Annotated in this window: 2 protein-coding genes; both read right to left on the bottom strand. The window is 51.2% G+C overall.

Going from position 1 to position 2,264, the window contains the following annotated elements:
• Positions 1 to 1,745: SpvB/TcaC N-terminal domain-containing protein (locus CHB62_RS14435; RefSeq protein WP_303395907.1), on the bottom strand; the 1,745-nt coding region annotated here is incomplete at its 3' end.
• Between the two features lie 12 nt (positions 1,746 to 1,757).
• Positions 1,758 to 2,264 (bottom strand): T9SS type A sorting domain-containing protein (locus CHB62_RS14430; RefSeq protein WP_141240455.1); only part of this gene is annotated, 507 nt, incomplete at its 5' end.

The following is a 2,264-nucleotide window of genomic DNA, read 5'->3' as shown; positions in this document are numbered from 1 at the left end:
TTTCGGATAATACGGCTGAAGTCTCCTCCCTGCCGAGTGTAGAACTGTCTGTCCGCTTTTCGGTTCATCTTCTCACCACGGTGAGCCACACCCATCTTGCCGTCGTCACCCATCGTGGAAAGCATAGAACCCGACATCAAATAAGTCTCGGTTTCTTTACTTGTATCGTATCTTGGAACACCCCAGCGAGTATCCAATGTAATAGAAGGAACAGAGAGATTCCAACCCTCTCCAAGCCATCCACTACCGCCTTCACTGCTGTACTGTATGCCCAAAGAAGGAGCCATACCATTGCGTGCGGGAGGCATTTCAAAGGCATACTGAAGATTGGCAGAACCTCGGTTGTTGGCTGTAGGAGGTGTAATGAGATTGATTTTTGATGTCGGATCCGCTGCCTTGATGTCGTTCATCATTGTTGGTGTGAATCCGTCGGTCTGTGGTGATTCGGGTGCTTTGATGACACCGTTAATCATATCTGTAAAGTGAGTGGTCTTTGATACCACACAGGCAGAAGCCTTGTCCACTTTCACCCTTTCGAGAGCCACCCAATGCTTTGTCTCTTTATCGAAATAGTAGGTGTTGATATCGTCTTCAGTAAAACCGCTTGGTATCCTCGTGCGGTCATACTTGATTTTGACTGTCGCACCCTTCCCAGCAAAGTGTTCGCCGTGAGGCAAGAAGCGATACCCCTCGTCACGTGCCGTCACATTGGTCATACCATAGTCCAAAGCGGGGATATCCGTTTCACGAAGTGCCGTAATGGTGTATTTCCCCGTTTTAGAAATTTCGCCCTTGGTAACGGAGAGCGTATTGCCGGCTATGACAAGGCTGTCGGATTGATGAGCAAGGAATTGTTTTCCAACCACTGTTCCAACAGAAACAAAGGCACGGCTGAAATCAGCTTTGCTATTCCGTGCAACGGAAAGCGTTTTGTTTACGCTTTTACCTGATACCGAAGCCGTGAGAGACAATCGACCTGTGCTAACAGGAACTACACCTTCGAACTCTCCATTTCTGACAGTTATCTTTTGTCCTGATATAGTAATCCCATCAGCTTTGCCACGGATAAATCCATGGACGTATACCAAAGAACCGTATGCTGTCGGATGCTCTGAGAACACAATGGATTCTTGTGTCTTTTCGAGCGGGGAGGTCTCTATGCGGACATTCCTGACGCTATAACTGTAAGAGGCATCAGAAGGAAGCGTGAACAATATGGTGTTCTTACCTGCCTTAACCCAAGAGGGACTGATTTCCTCCCGAACGGTCTTCCATTCCTTGGATAGTGCCGTAAGATAACCGCCCACTCCCGGACGGTCGTTGATACTCTTGCTTACGCCCGATGCAGAGGATACACCCTTTAGGTCATAAACAAGCCATACCCGTGAATTGGAAGGAACCTTGGCAAGAGTAATCTCGAAAAGATTGTCTTCGGGGTTGTCCGAAACCCGTCCGTCGGGCTGTCCTATGATGCCCGATGGATGGTCTGCTGCATAGGTGGCTGCGCGGGATGCTGTCACTGTTTTAGTATTACCCCTTCTAATAGCCTGTGAGTTTCCCTGCACAGCCTTCACCGTGTTATGTGTGTTCGACGTGAACGTCTCGGTCTGTGCTGTCTCCTGTGATATACTCGTGCCGTTGTTTTCACGTACACTGTCCTGTCCCTTGTATATATGCGTCGCAGCGATGGCTGCGGTGATGGCTGTCAGTAATGCCGCCGATATGAGGTAATGCTTTGTCTTCATAGCCGTTGGAGTTTAGTAGTTTGCCATTATCTTCCTTGTGAATTCTTTTTCTAAGGTGAGTGCTTTGACGACGTACACGCCCGTCTGCGGTACGGTGAAGTCGGCACGCTTGATGGTGCCTCCCGCCATGTCCGTCCGGCTCAGCAGCCTTCCTGATGTGTCATAGACGAGCAGTTCGGCATCGGTCTCCTTGGCGAGTCTCAGCTCGGCACTGAACGCCATACCAGTCCCGTCCTTCCTTGTCACAGTGAGGGCAGAATGGGCTTGCCTCTCGATGGACGAAGCCTTGCCTGCCGACCTTGTCCGTGCCTTGGGCACGCTCGGGCTGCACTCGCTGCCGATCATTACCGCCATGCTGTCCTCGACCGCCTTCTTCGTCTCGTAGGCTACGCCCCTCGAAACGCTCGTCAGGGCGAAGTCTCCGCCGTCGATGCTCAGCCCGTCAATGGTCGAGAGTCCCTTGTTGAAGCCCATGCCGAAGAGCCAGCCGAGACCAGCTTTCTTGGCCGCACGGTGGAC

The organism is Prevotella jejuni (assembly GCF_900187995.1).
GTDB classification, from domain to species: domain Bacteria; phylum Bacteroidota; class Bacteroidia; order Bacteroidales; family Bacteroidaceae; genus Prevotella; species Prevotella jejuni.
Note: the sequence above shows the minus strand (reverse complement) of the source record. Positions and strands in the feature narration are given on the sequence as shown.